At 73.7% G+C, this 15864-nt stretch carries 17 protein-coding genes; 7 read left to right on the top strand and 10 right to left on the bottom strand.

Annotated elements, in window-relative coordinates; translation table 11 throughout:
- Window positions 1-16 precede the first annotated feature (16 nt).
- Genes ABD671_RS13700 through ABD671_RS13685 form a run of 4 tightly spaced genes read right to left on the bottom strand, consistent with a single transcriptional unit; the run spans window position 17 to window position 3495 of the window.
- The gene (locus ABD671_RS13700) at window positions 17-1444 is read right to left on the bottom strand and encodes an MBL fold metallo-hydrolase (RefSeq protein ID WP_344733977.1); all 1428 of its coding nucleotides are present in this window, start codon (window positions 1442-1444) and stop codon (window positions 17-19) included.
- Window positions 1445-1481: 37 nt separating this feature from the next.
- Window positions 1482-2366 carry a sulfite exporter TauE/SafE family protein gene (locus ABD671_RS13695; RefSeq protein ID WP_344733975.1) on the bottom strand — a complete coding sequence of 295 codons (885 nt, stop codon included), beginning with the start codon at window positions 2364-2366 and terminating at the stop codon, window positions 1482-1484.
- A gap of 5 nt (window positions 2367-2371) precedes the next feature.
- A complete protein-coding gene (locus tag ABD671_RS13690; RefSeq protein ID WP_344733973.1) occupies window positions 2372-2698 on the bottom strand; it encodes a rhodanese-like domain-containing protein in 327 nt (108 codons plus the stop codon).
- A gap of 38 nt (window positions 2699-2736) precedes the next feature.
- Window positions 2737-3495 carry a GntR family transcriptional regulator gene (locus ABD671_RS13685; protein WP_344733971.1) on the bottom strand — a complete coding sequence of 253 codons (759 nt, stop codon included), beginning with the start codon at window positions 3493-3495 and terminating at the stop codon, window positions 2737-2739.
- Between the two features lie 178 nt (window positions 3496-3673).
- On the opposite strand from ABD671_RS13685, the gene ABD671_RS13680 reads away from it, so the two are divergent.
- Window positions 3674-4879, top strand: coding sequence for an NAD(P)/FAD-dependent oxidoreductase (locus tag ABD671_RS13680; RefSeq protein ID WP_344733969.1), 1206 nt, complete (start codon window positions 3674-3676; stop codon window positions 4877-4879).
- An 88-nt stretch (window positions 4880-4967) separates the two neighbouring features.
- Here the strand turns inward: ABD671_RS13680 and rpsR are convergent, their stop codons facing one another.
- The gene (gene rpsR, locus ABD671_RS13675; RefSeq protein WP_344733968.1) at window positions 4968-5231 is read right to left on the bottom strand and encodes a 30S ribosomal protein S18; all 264 of its coding nucleotides are present in this window, start codon (window positions 5229-5231) and stop codon (window positions 4968-4970) included.
- Between the two features lie 75 nt (window positions 5232-5306).
- Here rpsR and ABD671_RS13670 point away from each other — a divergent pair, with 75 nt between their 5' ends.
- From ABD671_RS13670 to ABD671_RS13650, 5 genes are all read left to right on the top strand, one after another.
- Window positions 5307-5582 carry an HU family DNA-binding protein gene (locus ABD671_RS13670; protein WP_344733967.1) on the top strand — a complete coding sequence of 92 codons (276 nt, stop codon included), beginning with the start codon at window positions 5307-5309 and terminating at the stop codon, window positions 5580-5582.
- Window positions 5583-5670: 88 nt separating this feature from the next.
- The gene (locus ABD671_RS13665; RefSeq protein ID WP_344733966.1) at window positions 5671-6675 is read left to right on the top strand and encodes a permease; all 1005 of its coding nucleotides are present in this window, start codon (window positions 5671-5673) and stop codon (window positions 6673-6675) included.
- The gene (locus tag ABD671_RS13660) at window positions 6672-7397 is read left to right on the top strand and encodes a TIGR03943 family putative permease subunit (RefSeq protein ID WP_344733965.1); all 726 of its coding nucleotides are present in this window, start codon (window positions 6672-6674) and stop codon (window positions 7395-7397) included. The genes ABD671_RS13665 and ABD671_RS13660 overlap by 4 nt, the downstream gene beginning before the upstream one ends.
- 15 nt (window positions 7398-7412) lie before the next feature.
- Window positions 7413-8303: an alpha/beta hydrolase gene (locus tag ABD671_RS13655; RefSeq protein ID WP_344733963.1), complete on the top strand. Its 891-nt coding sequence runs from the start codon at window positions 7413-7415 to the stop codon at window positions 8301-8303.
- Window positions 8304-8399: 96 nt separating this feature from the next.
- Window positions 8400-9542, top strand: a complete 1143-nt coding sequence (locus tag ABD671_RS13650) for an SPFH domain-containing protein (protein ID WP_344733961.1) — start codon at window positions 8400-8402, stop codon at window positions 9540-9542.
- Window positions 9543-9563: 21 nt separating this feature from the next.
- On the opposite strand, the gene ABD671_RS13645 is transcribed toward ABD671_RS13650, so the two are convergent.
- The 4 genes from ABD671_RS13645 to ABD671_RS13630 all read right to left on the bottom strand — a co-directional run bounded on the left by ABD671_RS13645 (window position 9564) and on the right by ABD671_RS13630 (window position 13549).
- The gene (locus ABD671_RS13645) at window positions 9564-10106 is read right to left on the bottom strand and encodes a GNAT family N-acetyltransferase (RefSeq protein WP_344733959.1); all 543 of its coding nucleotides are present in this window, start codon (window positions 10104-10106) and stop codon (window positions 9564-9566) included.
- A gap of 53 nt (window positions 10107-10159) precedes the next feature.
- Window positions 10160-10615 carry an ATP-binding protein gene (locus tag ABD671_RS13640; protein ID WP_344733958.1) on the bottom strand — a complete coding sequence of 152 codons (456 nt, stop codon included), beginning with the start codon at window positions 10613-10615 and terminating at the stop codon, window positions 10160-10162.
- 28 nt (window positions 10616-10643) lie between these two features.
- Window positions 10644-11321, bottom strand: coding sequence for a helix-turn-helix transcriptional regulator (locus tag ABD671_RS13635; protein WP_344733956.1), 678 nt, complete (start codon window positions 11319-11321; stop codon window positions 10644-10646).
- Window positions 11322-11434: 113 nt separating this feature from the next.
- The gene (locus tag ABD671_RS13630; RefSeq protein WP_344733955.1) at window positions 11435-13549 is read right to left on the bottom strand and encodes an ATP-binding protein; all 2115 of its coding nucleotides are present in this window, start codon (window positions 13547-13549) and stop codon (window positions 11435-11437) included.
- Between the two features lie 216 nt (window positions 13550-13765).
- Between ABD671_RS13630 and ABD671_RS13625 the strand changes: the two genes are divergently transcribed.
- Window positions 13766-14437, top strand: a complete 672-nt coding sequence (locus ABD671_RS13625; protein WP_344733954.1) for a response regulator — start codon at window positions 13766-13768, stop codon at window positions 14435-14437.
- Between the two features lie 16 nt (window positions 14438-14453).
- On the opposite strand, the gene ABD671_RS13620 is transcribed toward ABD671_RS13625, so the two are convergent.
- Complete coding sequence (locus tag ABD671_RS13620) at window positions 14454-15845, bottom strand: NAD(P)/FAD-dependent oxidoreductase (RefSeq protein WP_344733953.1); 1392 nt, start codon at window positions 15843-15845, stop codon at window positions 14454-14456.
- Window positions 15846-15864 lie beyond the last annotated feature (19 nt).

The following is a 15864-nucleotide window of genomic DNA, read 5'->3' as shown; positions in this document are numbered from 1 at the left end:
GGCCGGGCGTCGTCCCTCAGGCCCCGGCCCCCGCGCGGGTCGCCTCCCACGCGCCGAACCCGCCGAGGATGTCGCTGACGTCGGCGAAGCCCTGGCTGCGCAGGTAGCTCGCACCGACACTGGAGCGCCAGCCGCCCGCGCAGTAGAGGACGACGGCACCCGACCGGGGCACCTCGTCGACGCGGCGGCGCAGCTCGGCGAGCGGGATGTGTAGCGCACCCGGCACCCCGCCTGCCTCGAGCTCGCCGGCGTTGCGGATGTCGATGAGGGTGACCTCGAGGTCCGGGTCCGACAGGGCGGCGTCGAGCCGGGCGGGCGTCAGCCGGCTGGCGTGACCGACCTCGTGCACGGCCATCGCCGTCAGGGCGCTCTCGACGTCGGCGAGCCCACCGACGACCCGGTCGAAACCGATCCGTGCGAGGCGGGTGACCGACTCCTCCTGTGCCTCCACGCCGTCGGCGAGGACGACGATGCGGTCATCGTGCGCCAGCAGCATCCCGGCGGTCTCGGCGAAGCGGCCGTCGAGCGGCACGCTGAGCGCACCCGGGAGGTGACCGGCGGTGAACTCCACCTGGTCGCGCGTGTCGAGCAGAACGGCGCCGTCGGCCTGGGCCGCCCGCACGCCGACAAGGTCGAGGGCGGGCACCTGGGGGCCGTCGTACGTCGCCCGGTTCTGCTTGTTGAGGGTGGCGTCGTAGGAGAAGTACGCCGGCGCGGAGGGCTGCCCGGCGGTGACCAGTTCGACGAACCGCTCCTGGGCCATCGGTTGGCAGGCGTAGTTGAAGCGGCGCTGCTCGCCGATCGTCGACTGCTTCTCGGTGGAAAGGTTCTTGCCACACGCGGATCCGGCCCCGTGGGCGGGGAACACGCGGACAGCGTCGGCGAGGCCCATGAGGCGCCGCTGGATGGAGTCGTAGAGCATCTCGCCGAGCTCGTCGGCCGTCACGCCCACCGAGGCGAGCAGGTCCGGCCGGCCGACGTCGCCGATGAACAGCGCGTCGCCGGTGAGGACGCCGTAGGCGACCTCGTCGTCGGGGCGCTCGTACACCAGCACGCTGATGGACTCCGGGGTGTGCCCGGGCGTGTGCATGATCTCGAGGACGACGCCGTCGTCGTCGCCGAGAGCGATGCGCTCGCCGTCGGCCAGGGAACGCACGGCGTACTCGGGACGGGCGACCGAGCCGTAGCCGATCCAGGCTCCGGTGGCCTCGGCCAGCTCCAGGTGGCCGGCGAGGAAGTCGGCGTGGAAGTGGGTGTTGATGACACCGACGATCTCCAGGCCCTGCTCCGCCGCGTCCTCCAGGTAGACCTCGACGTCGCGGCGGGGATCGACGACGACGGCCTTGCCGCTCACGCGGTCGCCGATCAGGTAGGAGGCCTGCGAGAGGCAGTCGAGGTAGTGCTGCGTGAAGCTGAGGCGCGAGGCGGCGGGCGTGGTGGTCATGGTGTCCTCCTGGACGATCGGCGGTGCGGGTGCTGGTTCAGAGGAGCGCGTTCAGCGCGGTGTAGGCGGCGACGGCGACGAGCAGGGCCGCGAAGCCGGAGCGCAGCCGTGCCCCGGGGAGCCGGTCGGCGAGACGCCGGCCGAGGAGCGTGGCGGTCATCGCGGCCAGCGCGAAGGGCACGATGACCGACCAATCGAACTCGGCGGTGCCGGCTCGGGAGGCCAGCGCGGTGGCCGAGTTGAGGGCGACGACGACGAGGGACGTCCCGACCGCCCGGTGCATCGGCAGTCCGAGCACCAGCACGAGGGCGGGCACGATGACGAAACCGCCGCCGACCCCGAAGAAGCCGGTCAAGAAGCCGACCAGTACGCCGACGACGGCCACGGCCGGCCACGGGGTCGACACGACGGCGGTCGAGGTCGGCGTCAGGACGGCAACGGCTCCATCGCCCGGGGTACCGGCCGGTCGGGGCGCGGTGGTCGGCGACCGGTCGGTGCGCCGATCGGTCACCCAGGCGTGGAAGCGGGCCCGGATATCGGCACAGCCCTCGGGGCTGTCGGCACAGGTCGGCTGCTTCACCATGGCGACGGCGGCCAGCACCATCAGGACCGAGAACCCCACGAGCAGGACCGCCTCGTCGACCTGATGGGTGAGCTGCGACCCGAGCCAGGCGGCGGGGATGCCGGCGGCGGCGAACCCGGCCCCGAGACGCCAGTCGACGCGACCGGAGCGGATGTGGCCCACCGCCCCGGTGATGGCCGCGAGTCCCACGATGACCACGGAACTGGTCGTCGCCTCGGCCGCGTTCTCACCGACGAGGAACACCAGCGCGGGCACGGTCAGGATCGCCCCCCCGCCGCCCAGGCCGCCCAGCACGAGGCCGATGACGATCCCGAGCAGCACCGGCAGGACGATCCCCATGGCGATCAGGCCCCGGCCGGGGTGATCGGCAGGCCGGCGCGGGCCCAGGCCAGCATCCCGCCGGTCATGTTGACCACGTCGTCGCGCCCCGCCGCCACGAGGGCACGGGTCGCCTGGCCCGAGCGGTTGCCCGAGCGGCACACCATCACCACCGGACCCGCGGGGACGTCGGCGAGGCTCAGACGACCGAGGGGACGGTGACGCGCGTGCGCGATGTGCCCCTCAGCCCACTCCTCGGGCTCGCGGACGTCGATGAGGACGGCGCCCTCGGCCGCGAGTCGGAGGGCGGCGAAGACGTCCACCTCGGGGAGGGGATCGGCGGTGACGGTCATGGTGACTCCTGGTCGAGGATCGTGCGAGGACGGATGGTTCACGGGACCAGCGGACGGTGAGGGACGAGGGTCGTCCGCTCCGGGCTGGCCAGATCGGTGGCGAAGGCGAAGCGATCGCCACGGACGAGGGTCTGGCGCCACTCGACGGGCCGCCCGCGCAGTTCGCCCACCCGCTCGAGGTGGAAGAGCGCGACGCCCTCGGGCAGGGCGAGGAGTCGACGCTCCGCCGCCGAGGCGACGACGGCGCGGATCTGTTCGCGACCCCCGGTGAGGGACACCCCGCAACGCTGTTCGAGCTGGGCGTAGAGCGAGGTGTCGGAGAAGTCGGCCTCGAGCAGCGGTGCGGCGATCTGCGCGGGCAGCCAGACGCGGTCGAAGGCGAGCGGCTCGCCGTCGCTGAGTCGCACGCGCTCGAGGTAGACCAGCGGCGTCGACTCCTCCAGTCCGAGGCGCGCGGCCACGACACCGTCCGCGCGAGCGTCGAGGGCCCGGACGATGCTGCGTTGGCGGTGGCCGGACCCCTCGACGGAGACGAAGAGGCTGTAGAGCGTGCCCTGAGCCTGGTTGATCGCGTGGTCGGCGACCCTGCTCGGCCGGCCTCGACCGGCCTCGATCAGGCCCTCGTCACGCAGGCCGCGCAGCGCCTCGCGGACCGTGTGGCGACTGACACCGTAGGACTCCACCAGCTCGTGCTCGCTGGGGAAGAGCTCGTCGAACTCGCCTCGACGGATCCGCCGGGAGATGTCGTCGCGGACCTGGGCCCACAGCGGCATCGGGCTGCGGCGGTTGATGCTCATCGTCGACCTCCTCCCTGCTGGTGCTTGACGCAACCCCCCCTGGGGTTGCATGGTTCGAATGTACGTACATCCGGATACCGCGTCAATCCCGCGTCCGACGAGAGCTGCGCCACACCGGTTGCGACGACCCGGACCCAGCCACGGACCCAGCCCACGGACCCAGCCCACGGAGGACCCCATGACCCAGCCCGCCCGCACCCATCACCGGATCGTCGTGGTCGGCGCCGGCACCGCCGGACTCACCGTCGCCGCCCGCCTGCGACGCGCCGGCGAGCAGGACGTCGCGATCATCGATCCGGCGACGACGCACCACTACCAACCGCTGTGGACCCTGGTCGGCGGCGGCCTCGCGCCGCTCGCGGCCAGCGCCCGACCGATGGCCGGACTGATCCCGCGCGGCGTCACCTGGATCCGCGCCGCCGCCGAGGGCGTGGACGCCGCGAACCGCACCGTGACGACGTCACAGGGCGAGGTCGGGTACGACCGCCTGGTCCTCGCGCCCGGGATCCAACTCGACTGGCACCAGATCCCCGGCATGAGCGAAGCAGTGGCGACACCCTTCGCGTCGAGCAACTACAGCGCCGCGCTCGCCGCGGGCACCTGGTCGGCCCTGCGGGACCTCCGCAGCGGTACCGCCGTCTTCACCATGCCGGCCGGGCCGATCAAGTGCGCGGGCGCCCCCCAGAAGATCGCCTACCTGGCCGCCGACTGGTGGCGCCGCCAGGGCGTCCTGCAGGACATCCGCGTCGTGATGGTGCTCCCGACGCCGGGGATGTTCGGCGTGCCGGTCTTCGCCCGCGAACTCGAGCGGGTCGTGGCCGAGTACGGCATCGAGGTGCGGTTCTCCAGCGAGGCGGTGGAGATCGACCCCGATTCGCGAGAGGTGATCGTGGCCGATCACGACGCCGGCACCAAGGAGGCGCTCGCCTACGACGTCCTGCACACCGTGCCCCCGCAGTCGGCCCCGGACTGGCTCAAGGCCACCGGCCTCGGCGTGCCCGGCACGGCGACCGGCTACGTCGATGTCGACAAGCACACGCTGCAGCACGTGCGCCATCCCGAGATCTTCGCGCTCGGCGATGCCGGCTCGACGCCGAACTCGAAGACCGGCGCCGCCGTCCGCAAGCAGGCGCCGGTGGCGGTCGCCAACATCGTGTCGTCCCTGGCCGACCGTCCCCTGGTGGCCGCCTACGACGGCTACGCGTCGTGCCCCCTGACGACGGGACGCGACCGCCTGCTGCTCGCCGAGTTCGACTACTCCCTCGAGCCGCACCCGACGATCCCGTTCGTCGACACCATGCGGGAGCGACGCGACCTCGGGCTCTTCAAGCGTCGGATGCTGCCGACGATGTACTGGAACCTGATGCTGCGCGGCCGCGCCTGACGTCGGCTCCTCGATCGCCCCGGAGACGACGGAAGGGCGGGCCCCGGCGGAGAGAGGGGCCCGCCCTTCCGGGCTCAGGGAGGCGCGACTAGCGGCGCGCCGCGTAGGGCAGGAGCGCCATCTCGCGGGCGGTCTTGATGGCGCGGGTGACCTGGCGCTGCTGCTGGGGAGTGAGCCCGGTGAGACGGCGCGAGCGGATCTTGCCGCGGTCGGAGATGAAGGTGCGCAGGAGGTCGACGTCGCGGTAGGTCGCGGTCTCGCGGCCGGCGGCGTGGAGCAGGTTGCGGCGGGGACGGGCGGCGGCGCGACGGGCGGAGGCGCTGCGGGGCGAACCGGAGCGGGAAGCAGGCATGCCGGGACTATATCTGATAATGATTCTCATGCCCACACCGAGATCCGGTGCCGGCCCCACCCATGGAGGAACCACGTGAACCGCACCCAGCTCGTCGACCAGGTCGCCGCCCGCACCGGTCTCGGCAGCGCCAGCTCGGACGCCGTCGGCGCCGTGCTCGAGGCCATCGCCGCGGCGCTCGCGGCCGGCGACAAGGTCACCCTGCCCGGCTTCGGCGTCTTCGAGCCGCGGGCGCGCCCGGCCCGCACCGGCCGCAACCCCCGCACCGGCGAGGCGATCGAGGTGCCGGCCACCACCGTCCCCGCCTTCCGCCCCGGGGCCGAGCTCAAGCGCCGCGTCGCCGGGGAGTGAGGAACCACCGGCCGACCTCTGGGGAGAAGCCGGGCGGATCGGCGGGGGACGACCTAGCATCGATCGTCCCTCGATCTCGGGAGTCCTCATGACCACCGCCGCCCCCGCCGACTCGCCACCGGGTCCCCAGCGACCCCGCAGCCGCGAACGGTGGCTGGGTCAACCCGAACTGGTCGCCGCCGCGATCCTGCTCATCCTGCTCGGGCAGAGCTGGATCTCCCCGCTCTTCGACTCCGAGCGACTGGCCACCTGGTGCACGGTCTTCGTGGCGGTCGTCGTGCAGTCGACGCCGTTCCTGCTCGGAGGCGTGCTGCTCTCGGCCTTCATCGCCACGGTCCTCTCCGACCGGCTGCTCGCCCGCGTCGTCCCGACGAGGAACGTGCTGGCGGTGCCGGCGGCCGGCATCGCCGGCATCGGCCTGCCCGGCTGCGAGTGCGCGGCCGTGCCGGTGGCCTCCAGCCTCATCCGGCGCGGCGTGGCACCGGCGGTCGCGCTGACGTTCCTGCTGGCGGCGCCCGCGGTCAACCCGGCCGTGCTGGTCTCGACCGCGGTCGCCTTCCCCGGGCAGCCGGAGATGGTGCTCGCGCGCTTCTCCGCCTCGATGGCCACCGCCGTCCTCGTCGGCTGGTTCTGCCTCTGGCGCGGCGAGCGGCTCCCGCTGCGCCTGCCCACCCTCGCCGCCGAGCACGGCACCGGGTGGCGCGGCTACGCCACCGCGGTGCGCCACGACTTCATCCACGCCGGCGGGTTCCTCGTGCTCGGCGCGATGCTGGCCGCGGGCGTCAACACCTTCGTGCCGACCCACATCGTCGACACCGTCGCCGGTCAGGCGGTGCTCGGCATCCTCACCCTCGCCGTCTTCGCCTTCATCGTCGCGCTCTGCTCGGAGTCCGACGCCTTCGTCGCCGCCAGCCTCACCGCCTTCTCCGACACCGCGAAGCTCGTCTTCCTCGTCGTCGGCCCGGCGATGGACATCAAGCTGGCCTCGATGGAGGCCGGCCAGTTCGGGCGGGCGTTCGCCGTCCGGTTCGTGCCGGTCGTGGTCATCACCGCGATCGGCAGCGCCGTCCTCACCGGGTGGTGGCTGCTGTGACCCGCCGCACCCAGGGCCTCGTGCTCGCCTTCCTCGGCGCCCTCCTCACCCGGCTCTCGCTCACCGGCGAGTACGAGCGCTTCGTGACCACCTGGATGCGCTGGCCCCTGCTCGTCACCGGCATCGGCCTCGTCGTCCTGGCCCTCCCGGCCGCCCTCGGGGTGGGCGGGGAGAACGGCGACCACAGCGACCACGGCGACCACGCGCACCCGGGCGAGGAGGACGACCACGGGCACCGGGCACCGCGCAGCGCCTGGCTGCTCCTGCTGCCCGGCCTGGTGGCCTTCGTGGTCAGCCCGCCCGCACTCGGCGCCTACCTCGCCGAGCGGCGGGCGAGCGACGCACCGCCGCCGGCACCGACGACCGTCTTCGCCGCTCTGCCCGACGACGTCACCAGCGACCTGGCGCTGGAGGAGTTCCTGTGGCGCGCCCAGACCGACGAGGGCGCCACCCTGGCCGGCCGCGACGTGCGCCTGACCGGTTTCGTCAGCACCGACCCCGACGGCAACTGGTACGTCACGCGGCTGGTGATCGCCTGTTGCGCCGCCGACGCCCGGCCCGTCCGGGTCCGGGTCGGCGAGGCCGACGCGCCGCCCCGCAACACCTGGGTCGCCGTCACCGGCACCTGGGAGAAGGGCACCGGCACCACCCGCACCTCGGCCGCCGTCCTCGACGCCGGCGAGGTCACCCCGATCGATCCGCCCGAGCAGGTCTACGAGTAGGCCTACGCTGCGCCCATGGCGCCGCAGATCCCCGTTCCCCTGGCCCGGCTCATCGTGCGGCGCACGCTGCGACCCGTGCTGACCCCGCGGGTGCCGGTCGGCGTCCAGCGCCGCCTGCTCGGCGGGGTCGCCGTCACCGTGCTGGCGCCGCGCGAGGCCCACATCGCGACCACCACCCTCGGCGGGCGGCCCTGCGAGGTGGTCACGATGCCCGGCGTCGCCGCCGACCGCGTGGTCCTCTACCTGCACGGCGGCGGCTACACCGTCGCCTCGCCCCGCACCCACCGCGCGCTGGCGGCTCACCTCGCCGCGACCTCCGGCGCCACGGTGTACGCCCTCGACTACCGCCTGGCCCCCGAGCACCCGCACCCCGCGGCCCTCGACGACGCCGTCGCCGCCTACCGCGAGCTGCTGGGTGCGAACCCGTCGTCCCTCACCGTGGCCGGCGACTCCGCCGGCGGCGGCCTCGCGCTCGCCCTCGCACTCCGCCTGGCCGAGGAGGGGCTGCCGGCCCCCGGCGCCCTCGGGCTGATCAGTCCGTGGGTCGACCTCTCCCTCGACGGCGTCCGCGACAGCGACGACGACCCGCTGCTCACCCGCGACTGGCTGGCCTGGTGCGCCCGCGCGTACGCCGGCGACGCCGTCGACTCCCCCGCGGTCTCGCCGCTGCTCGCCGACGCCGCGGCCCTCGGTGCGCTCCCGCCGACGCTGGTGCAGGCCGCCGAGCACGAGATCCTCCGCGCGGACGTCGAACGGCTCGTCGAGCGCCTCGAGGCGGCCGGGGCCCCGGTCACCTACCGCCTGCTCGACGACGTGTGGCACGTGGTGCACCTCCAGGCGGGCATGCTCGAGCCCGCCACCCGCGCCGTCGCCCAGGTCGGCGACTTCCTGCGCCGCCACGGCTGAGCCGGCTCAGCCCGGCCGCCCGGCATCGTGCTGGCGGGGCGACCACGGAAGCGACATGCTGGTGCCCCCACCCGCTTCTCGGAACCCGGAGTCCGCATGATCCCATCGCTCATCGCCCTCGGCGTCGTCGTCCTGCTGGCCCTGCTGTCGGTGCGCACGATCGACCAGGCCCACGTCGGCGTCGTCACGATGTTCGGGAAGTACCGCCGGGTGCTCGACCCGGGCCTCAACTTCGTGATCCCGCTGCTGGAGAAGGTGCACTCCAAGGTGCCGGTGCAGAACCAGACCGCACAGCTCCAGTTCGCGGCCATCACCCGCGACCAGGCGAGCGTGCACTTCACCGCCACGATCATCTACACCGTCTCCGACCACGACGCCGAGACGATCAAGCGGGTGGCGTTCGCCTTCATCGACGCCCGCGCGTTCGGCACCGCGCTCACCAGCGCCGTGGAGGCCTCGGTGCGGGAGTTCGTGGCCACCAAGCTCCAGGCCGACGTGCTCGGTCTGCGTGGCACGATCGTGGCGCACGCCAAGGAGTCCCTCGACGAGCAGCTGGCCTCGTGGGGGTACACGCTGATCGATCTCACGGTCAACGACATCGCCTTCGACGGCGAGGTCATGGCGTCGATGTCGCGTGTGGTCGCGGCGAAGAACGCCCAGACCGCTGCGGAGTTCGAGGGCCAGGCGCTGCTGATCCGCCGCACCAAGGAGGCCGAGGCCGAGGGCGCCGCGATCAAGATCGCCGCCGAGAACGAGGCCGAGGCCGCCCGGCTGCGCGGTGAGGGCCTCGCGTCCTTCCGGCGCGCGCTGGCCGCCGGCTTCGCCGAGGCCGCCGACGAGCTGGCCGCCCAGGGCGTCGACCCCGGCGTCCTGTCGTTCCAGATGTGGACCGAGACCCTGCGCGACGTCGCGAAGGACGGCGTCGGCAACGTGGTCTTCTTCGACGGTTCGACCGACGGCTACGAGCAGACGATGCGGCGCATGCAGGGCCTGACCGCCCTCGACGCGCTCGACCCCACCCTGGTGCAGGCCGCCAAGCAGCGGGTCGACGAGCGCCGCAAGGCCCAGAAGCCCCGGCCGGTCAAGCAGCCGAACCCCGACGTCGTGGTGGCAGCCCAAGGCACCGTCACCTCGCAGACCGGCTCCCAGCCCGAGCTCCCGAACCCGCAAGCCGTGGGCACCGTGAGCCCCGACGGGCGCTGGCAGTGGAACGGCACCCGCTGGATCCCGCTGGGCTGAGCGCGGGGCGCAGGACGCCGATCAGCGGTCGTAGACGAAGAGCTGCTGCGGCTGCGAGGGGTGGCGGCCCACCGGCCGGCCGTGCCGGTGGGCCAGCGCGAGCGACCCCGGGGCGGCGTCCCACACGGACGCGCAGGGCAGCAGGTCGCGGCGCCGCAGATGCTCGAGACGGGCGCGCACCAGACGACCCGCGACGCCCCGACCGACCCAGGCGGGATCGACCGCCAGGGCTCCGAGCAGGACGGCCGACCCCGCCGTCCGGGCGCGCACCACGGCCGGGTCGTCGACCTCGCTCCACGCGGGGTGGTCGGGCTCCATCGGCACGCACAGGGCGTGGCCGACCACCTCGTCGCGACCGGTGCGGGGGTCGGTGACGACCGCATGCCACACCCCGAGCGCCGCTTCCTGACGGATGCGCGTGCGCTCGATCAACGCCTCGACCGACGTCGGAGGCACCCCGGTCGCCGCCTGGGCGGCGCACACGACGCGGACACCGGAGGGCCAGTCGGAGGGACCGACCCGCACCACCGTCACGGTGGGGCGATCGAGAGCGAGCAGCGGCATGTCGGTCAGGATGCGGCCGCCCCCGGCCGTGCGCGAGGGTCAGAACGAGGAGTTCACGCAGGCGACCGCAGGTGTTCGTCGTAGGCGACGCCGGCGGGGTTCACCGAGAAGTGCACCCGCTTGCCCGCGTGGTCGGTCTCGACCCCCCAGGTGTCGGCCAGGGCCTGCACGAGCTGGAGGCCGCGGCCGTGCTCGTCGAGCGCGGTCCAGTCGCCGGGGTCGGCCGGCAGCGCCTCCTCCCGCGGCCGCGGCTGACGGGTCGACCCGTCGGCCACCTCGACGGTGAGTCGGTCGGCCTCGATGCGGACCGTGACCGTCACCTCGCCCTGCGCATGGGTGATCGCGTTCGTGGCCAGCTCGCTCACCAGCAGCCGGACGACGTCGCGCACCTCGGCTCCGATCGCGTGACCGTCGCAGAACGTGGCCACGTGCTCGCGGGCCCGACGCACCGAGGCGGCGTCGGAGGGCAGCCGCACACTGGCGCTGCGGCGATCGGTGGTGGCGTCCATCCCGGCTCCTGGTGTCGACATCGTGCGCTCAGGCGCTCAGCACCGGGTCGCCGGCGAGCGGGGCGAGACCGTGCTGCATGCCCCAGGCGACCGCCTGGGAGCGACGGGTCACCTCGATCGCCCGGTAGGCGGTGCGGATGTAGGTCTTGACCGAGTTGATGCTCAGGCAGAGGCGGCCGCTGATCTCGTTGTTGGTCAGGCCCTGGGTGACCAGGAAGAGCACCTCGGCCTCGCGCGCGGTCAACGTGGTCGACGGGCAGTGCGCGCGGACGGCGCGCAGCGGGCCGCGGTCGACGGCCGGCCGCACCGACACGGCGCTGCCGCCGGCGTGGAGGGTCTCGACGGCCGCCACCAGCTCGTCGGCCGCCAGCGCCTTGCTGAGGTGGGCCACGAAGGAGCCGGTCGACTCGCCCTCGGCGCGATCGCGCCAGGAGTAGACCGCGGCCCGGCACCCGCCGACGGTGATCAGGTGGCGCAGGAGGCCCTGGGTGGCCGCCGTCTGCTGCACCGGCTCGTAGAGCACGAGGTCGACGGTGCGTGGATCGGCGACCGCCTGCTCGACGGCGAGCAGCTCGACGCGACCGGCGAACGGCGCCAGCACCGATCGCAGGCCGAGGACGGCGAGCTCGAAGGGATCGATCAGCACGATCCGGACCGGGCGGGACGACGGCACCACCGAGAGGTGCGGGCGGGCGGAGCTGCTCATGGCGACCTCCTTCCCCGAACCGACGCATCCGAACCACCGCGTGACGAGGACGACGTGGGAGGCCTCGCGTCCGGGTGGGCGTCCGGGTGGGCGTCCGGTGGGAACTGTTCGGCTCAGACGCGGTCGACGGCGGCGGGGAGGACGACCTCCATGCACACGCCCGGCCCGCCGTCGGGCGGGAGGACGGCGCGGATGTCGCCGCCGTGTCCCCGCGCGATGTCGGCGCAGATCGCCAGGCCCAGGCCGTGGCCCTCCACGGCGGCGTTGGAGCCGCGCCGCGCGGGGGCGAACACGCCCTCGAGCTCGTCCTCGGGGATGCCGATGCCGTGGTCGCGCACGGTCACCACGACCCGCCCGAGTCCGGCGGGGTCGACTCGCTCGCCGGTGATGCGGATGCGCGGTCGCTCCCCGGCGCGGGTGTAGCGCGCGGAGTTCGCCAGCAGGTTGGCCATGAGCTGCTCGAGCTCGGCGGCCCGCCCGAGGATCGGGGGCAGGTCGGCGATCTCGACGGCGTCGGCGAGTCCGAGCAGCCAGGCCTGGCGCCGGATGCACCCGGCGAGGTCGACCACGTCGGTGTCGGGTGCCCGCTCGGTGGCCGTGGCGAGCAGACCGTTGAGCAGGTCGCCGAGCTCCCGGGTCGCGATCGTGCCCTGATCGGTCAGCGACCGGAGTCGGGCCTGGCGCTCGGGGGTGAGGTCGTAGGTCTCGAGGGTCATGTCGAGGATCTCGAACCACCGGCCGACCGCGCCGATCGACCCCTTGATGTCGTGGGCCACCGACCGCGCGAAGGTGACGAGCCGGTGCTCGTAGCGGCGCTGCTCGGTGACGTCGGTGAAGACGACGGCGAGCGCGTGCGAGGGGTCGTCGCCCGTCAGCGGCACGAAGTGGCTCATCGTCGTGACGACGCGCCCGTCGGCGCGTTCGAGGGCCGTCTCGACGCTCTGGGTGCGGCCGCGGTCGATGAGCCGGCTGATGCGCGAGCGCAGCTCGACGGAGTGCTGCTCGGCCGGGCGCGGCGGGGTGCCGTCGAGCCAGACGTCGGTGAGCAGCCGGCCGAGCAGCTGGCATTCGGTGCGCCCGGCGATCTCGCAGGCCCGCGGGTTGACGGTGCGGATGCGACCGTCGAGGTCGGCGATGACGACGCCGTCGTCGAGACGCCGCAGCATCGCCCGCAGGTTGGCCTCGCTGGCGCGGGCCCGGCGGTGCGCGAGGTCCTGGGCGATCGCGAGGGTACGGGCCTCCTGCTGGCGCAGCCCGAGCACGAGACCGAACGCGACGGCGACCACGATCGTCGCCTGGGCGATCACCATCCGGGAGGTCTCGGAGGGCACGAGCGCGAACATGCCCACCTCCTGCACGGCCGCCGCGGTGACGGTCAGACCGACGGCCACCGAGCACAGGACCGCTCCCGCACTGCTGAACCGGAGCCCGGCCCACACCGGCAGGATGAGCACGAGCGTCAGCAGCGGCTGCTCGACCCAGACGAGCATCGCCACGGCACCGAGGGAGGCCAGGCCGAAGGCGACGCGCTCGGTCGTGCCGGCCATGCCGGTGAGCAGGCTGGGCGGGCCGACGGGTCGGGGGACGCTGAAGGTGAGCACCCCGCGCTCGAAGAGCATGAGGGGGACGCCGACGACCAGCATCGCGGTGACGTCGCGCAGCCCGAGCTGCAGCAGGCCGGTGGCGTCGTCGGGGTACCAGGCGCCGGTGACCCGGCTCAGCGCCCAGCCCACGAGGACGCCGAGGCCCACGCCCACCGGGATCGCCAGCAGCGGGGTGACGCACTCGGAGCCGGGCTCGGAGCGGCTGATGCCGAGCGCCCGGATGTGCCCGGCCCGGGCCAGGATCGCGGTCGAGGTCGCGAGGCTGACCACCAGCACGGCGGTGTAGGTCACCGCCGTGGGGAGCCCGCCCTCGGAGAGACACCCGAAGAGGAGCGTGCAGCCGGCGATGACGGCGAGGCGCTGGGAGGCGGCGGGCCCGCGACGCGCCCACATCCAGCCCAGCGCGATGCCGTAGCCGGCCCACAGGGGCCCGGCGTCGCCGCCGAGGGGCAGGGCGAGGCGGCCGAACACGAGGGCGCCGAAGTAGACCGCGCCACCGACGGACAGCTGGCGCACCAGCCGTCGACGGCGTCGGCGCACGATGGCGGCCCGCAGGTCGACCGTCGCAGTGGACGGATGTTCACTGAAAGAGGCCGGAGTCGTCCGGCTGATGTCCGCGCTCATCGGCCTCCCCCCGGTCGTGCGATGAATGCGACGGGGATCATTCAACCAAACGGGTGACCTCCGCGGGGGCGATTCGTTCTCTCATGGCCGGGACGGATGGACCCTCCTCGCCGTCGGGCGGCGCGTCGGCGTGCCAACCGGGCGGGGGGTCCCGATCCTGATCCCGCCACCAGCACTGCCGCTGCACCCGAAACCCCCTTCCCGAACGGAGCCCTGATGGCGAACCCAGCCACCGCCGCGTCGACCGTGCGGGTGGTGATCGTCGACGACCACGAGGTCACGCGGCGCGGACTGATCGAGCTGATGTCGACCCTCCCCGACATCGTGGTGGTCGGACAGGCCGACTCCGTCGCCTCCGGTCGCGCCGTCATCGGCGCCGAGCTGCCCGACGTCGCCATCATCGACGGCGTCCTGCCCGACGGGTCGGGCTTCGACCTGTGCCGCGAGGTCGTCGACGCCGGCACGACCCGCGTCCTGGCGCTGACCTCCAGCGACGACGCGGAGAGCCTGCGGGCCGCGCTGCGGGCCGGCGTCACCGGCTACCTGCTGAAGACGGCGTCCGCGCGCTCGATCGCCAAGTCGGTGCTGACCGTCGCCGAGGGCACCCGCATCATCGACCCCGCGGTGTCCGAGCACGTGATGACCTTGGCCACGACCCCCGCCGAACCCAGCGTCGACGACCTCATCGCCGGCCTCACCGAGCAGGACCAGCGCCTGCTCGCGGCCATCGCCGAGGGCCTGCGGAACAAGGAGATCGCCGAGCGCCTGGGCATCTCGGAGAAGACCGTGCGCAACCGGATGACCGGCCTGCTGCGCCACCTCGGCGCCGCGAACCGCACCCAGGCCGCCACCATCGCGTTGCGGGCCCGGCGTCCGCTGCCGCGCTGAGCCTGGATCCGACAGCTCAGGAGTCGAAGCCCAGGCCGAGGGCGTCCAGGCTGCGCAGCCAGCGGTTGCGGCGACCGGTGGCGTCCTCGCGGGCGAGCGACCAGCGCGTGGCCTGCACCCCGATCCAGGTCAACGGCTCGGGCGGGAACGGCAGGGCGCGCTCGCGGACCATGCGCAACGAGGTGCGCTCGGTGGGCTCGCCCTCCAGGAGGTCGAGCATCACGTCGGCCGCGAAGCGGGAGGCGCCGACGCCGAGGCCGGTGAACCCCAGGGCGTGGGCGACCCGGCCGCCCATGGCGGTGCCGTAGGAGGCGCAGAAGCGGGTCGAGGTGTCGATGACACCCGACCAGCGGTGGGTGAACCGCACCCCGCGCAGCTGCGGGAAGGTGTCGGCGAAGTTGCGGGCCAGGACGGCGAAGGTGGCGGCCCGATCGTCGTGGGCGGCGCTGATCGAGCGGCCGTAGTGGTAGATCGCGTCGTAGCCGCCCCAGAGGATCCGATGGTCGGGCGTGATGCGGTAGTAGTGGAAGCGGTTGCCGGAGTCGGCCACCCCGATCGCGGGGTCCCAGCGCAGCGAGGACAGCTGCGCCCGCGTCAGCGGCTCGGTGGCGAGCACGTAGTCGTAGACCGGGACGACGTCCCAACGGGTGCGGCGCAGGGGCCCGGGGAAGACGTTGGTGGCCAGCACGACCTGCCGCGCCCGGAGATCGCACAGCGGCGTGGCCACCTCGACACCGCGGCCGGGCCACGACCGGCGCAGCCCGGTCACCGGTGTGTGCTCGGCGATCCGGACGCCGTGCTCCTCCGCGACCCGGGCCAGGCCCCAGGCGAGCCGCGCCGGATCGATGACCGCGCACTCCTCGGCCGCGAGCCGGCCGGCCAGGTAGGTCGGGGAGTCGACGAGCGCCCGCACGGCCGCGGCGTCGAGGAAGCCGGGCACGTCGGGTTCGAGGGCCGCGACCTCGTGCGGGCGGGTGGCGACGCTCAGCTGACCGCCGCGCGCCCAGCCGCAGTCGATGTCGTAGCGGGCCACGGTCTGCTCGATCTCGTCGAGGTTGCGCAGGCCGAGGCGTTCGAGCTGGTCGTACTCCTCGGGCCAGCGCGCCCGGCCGTTGCCCTCGCCGTGGGTGAGGCTCGCCTCGCAGAACCCGCCGTTGCGGCCGGTGGCGTGCTCGGCGATGCGGTCGCGCTCGAGCAGGACGACGCGGGTGCCGGGACGCCGTTCGACCGCCCGCAACGCCGTCCACAGCCCGGTGAACCCGCCACCGACCACGACCAGGTCGACCTCCTCGCGACCGGCGTCGGTGAGCGTCGGTCGCGGGTCGGGCCGGTCGGGGGTGTCGAGCCACAGCGGGCGCAGCACCGAGCCGCGCAGCTCGTCGGGCCACTCGTGCGTCCTGCGGGCCATCGACCACCCCTCTCACCGG

It is taken from the genome of Nocardioides fonticola, from assembly GCF_039536805.1.
Taxonomy (GTDB): domain Bacteria; phylum Actinomycetota; class Actinomycetes; order Propionibacteriales; family Nocardioidaceae; genus Nocardioides; species Nocardioides fonticola.
Note: the sequence above shows the minus strand (reverse complement) of the source record. Positions and strands in the feature narration are given on the sequence as shown.